The organism is Rhizobacter sp. P5_C2, assembly GCF_054049715.1.
On record NZ_JBFULV010000219.1, the window covers coordinates 1 to 2,500 of the forward strand.

Genomic DNA, 2,500 nt, shown 5'->3' on the forward strand with positions numbered 1-2,500 from the left:
GCTACCAGGGCAAGCAGTACAAGGCCCTGGTGACGCACACCGCGTTCGCCGGCGCGAACTGGAACCCGGCCGCGACGCCGACGCTTTGGACGCCGACGAGCTCGTCGTGCGGCCCGTCGCCGGCTCCGGCACCCGCCCCGTCGCCCGCACCGGCTCCGGCACCTTCGCCGGCACCCGCACCGGCTCCGGCCCCCGCACCGAACGGCACGCTGACGCTGCCTGAAGCGCTGAAGGCCGTGCAGACCAAGCGCGTCTACGTCGGCTACTACCCGACCTGGAGCGACAACTGGTTCGACGCCACCGGCAAGACCGCCAACGACGTCTACAAGGCCAGCAAGTTCGCGAAGGTGCCCGCCACCTACACACACGTGATGGTGTCGTTCGCCGACCCGAACTTCTCGTGGGCCGGCCTCGCCACCAACAGCTTCTCGGGCACCGGCATCACGTTCAGCGCATCGCCGAAGGACATCAAGGCCGCGATCGACGTGCTGCACCAGCGCAACCAGAAGGTGATCCTCGCCGTCGGCGGCGCCACCTACAACAACTGGGGTCCGCTCGCGGCACAGGGCGCAGCCGGCAGCGGCTCGATCATCAACGCCCTCGCGAAGATCCAGACCGAGATGGGCTTCGATGGCCTCGACGTCGACTACGAGGCCGACGGCGACGTGGACCGCTACGCCAATTCGATCAAGGCGCTGCGCAAGGCGGTCGACCTGGCAGGCGGCGGCCGCGTGCTGACGCTGGCCGGCTGGTCGAGCGGTGCGGACTGCACCTCGGGCACGACGGCCGACCCGGCCTGCGCCGGCAAGATGTCGTACTGGGGCGGCAACGCCGGCCGCGAGCGCGGCGTGGTGCTGAAGTACCCGGCGACGGCAGCGATGCTCGACCTGGTCAACGTGATGAGCTACGACGCCCGCTACGAGCACTTCGACGGCATCGTCGCGTACAACCAGTACCGCTCGCTGTTCCCGTCCAAGACCATCGTGTCGATCGGCCTGGAACCGTCGCCCGAAGGCTGGGCCGGCGGCATGCTGGTGGTCAACGACGCCGACGCGCAGTGCACCGGCTCGCGCAACCTGCAGGACCAGTACGGCGTCAACCTGAACCAGCCGTACTCGGTGCAGCGCTACACCAATGCGGTCGCGAACGGCACGGCGTCGAACCGCAATGCACGTGACGGCGCGATGCTGTGGGCCATCATCAAGACGGGCGGCGGTTCGTGCGGCAGCGCACAGCTGGCGACGCCGGGAACGGTCGGGCAGAAGGTGGGCGCCACCTTCGGGCTGACGATCGATCCGCTCCTGCAGACCTCCGACTGGAAGTAAATCCTCCACCCCCATCCAGGAGCACACCATGAACACCAGGCAATCCAAGCTTTCCAAGCGCTACCACCTCGCCCGCCTGCCGCTCGCCGTCGCGATGAGCAGCGCCTTCCTCGCCGCTTGCGGCGGCAGCGATGGCAGCAGTGCCCCTGACGCCGCTGCGGCTGAAGGCCACGAATCCGCGCAGGCCGCCCGGGCCAGCACGGCCGGCAGCATCACGCTGGCCAGCGGCATCTACACGATCGTCAATGCCCAGAGCGGCAAGTGCGTCGACGTGGCCGGTGCCAGCACCGCCGACGGCGGCCGGCTGCAACAGGCCAACTGCAACAAGAACGCAGCCCAGTCGTTCGAACTCAGCGATGCCGGCGACGGTGTCTACAAGCTGGTGAATGGCGGCAGCGGCAAGGCGATGGACGTCGCGTCGGCGTCCACCTCCGACGGCGCGGCGCTGCAGCAGTGGGTCGACAACGGCACCAGTGCGCAGCGCTTCCGCATCGAGCACCTGGGCGGCGACCGCTTCCGGCTGGTGAATGCCGGCAGCGGCAAGTGCGTCGACGTGACCGGCGCCTCGACGGCCGACGGCGCGGTGCTGCAGCAGCTGTCGTGCAGCACGAGCGGCGGCCAGGCGTTCCGCTTCCTGCCGCGCGCCGGCAACGTCACCGCTGCGGTCGCGGTCGGCATCTACGAAGTCAAGTCGGTGGAGTCGGGCCTGTGCCTGGACATCGCCGGCGCCAGCACCGCGAACGGTGCCAAGGCCCAGCAGAGCGCCTGCGCGGATGTCGGCTCGCAACGCTTCGAGCTGCGCGCCGAGACAGGCGGCAGCTTCCGCCTGGTCAACAGCGGCAGCGGCAAGTCGCTCGACGTGACCGACGTGTCGACCGCCAACGGCGCGCTGATCCAGCAATGGACCACCGGCGGTGGCGACAACCAGCGCTTCGCGATCGCCGTCTCGGGCGCGGGCTACTCGATCAAGGCCCGCAACAGCGGCAAGTGCGTCGACGTGAAGGACCACAGCATGGTGGCCGGCGGCGGCATCCAGCAATGGGACTGCGGCACCGGCGCGAACCAGCAATGGAAGCTGACCGCGGTCGGCGCGCCTGCTCCTGCGCCTGCTCCGGCGCCTGCCCCCGCACCCGCGCCGGCCCCTTCGCCGGCCCCGGCTCCCGCGCCTGCACCGG

2 protein-coding genes are annotated in these 2,500 nt (G+C 69.9%); both read left to right on the forward strand.

The genetic code is table 11. From position 1 onward, the window contains the following. Positions 1-1,325: glycosyl hydrolase family 18 protein (locus tag ACXJLU_RS33095; RefSeq protein ID WP_457337965.1), on the forward strand; the 1,325-nt coding region annotated here is incomplete at its 5' end. 28 nt (positions 1,326-1,353) lie between these two features. Next, positions 1,354-2,500: RICIN domain-containing protein (locus tag ACXJLU_RS33100; protein ID WP_457337966.1), on the forward strand; the 1,147-nt coding region annotated here is incomplete at its 3' end.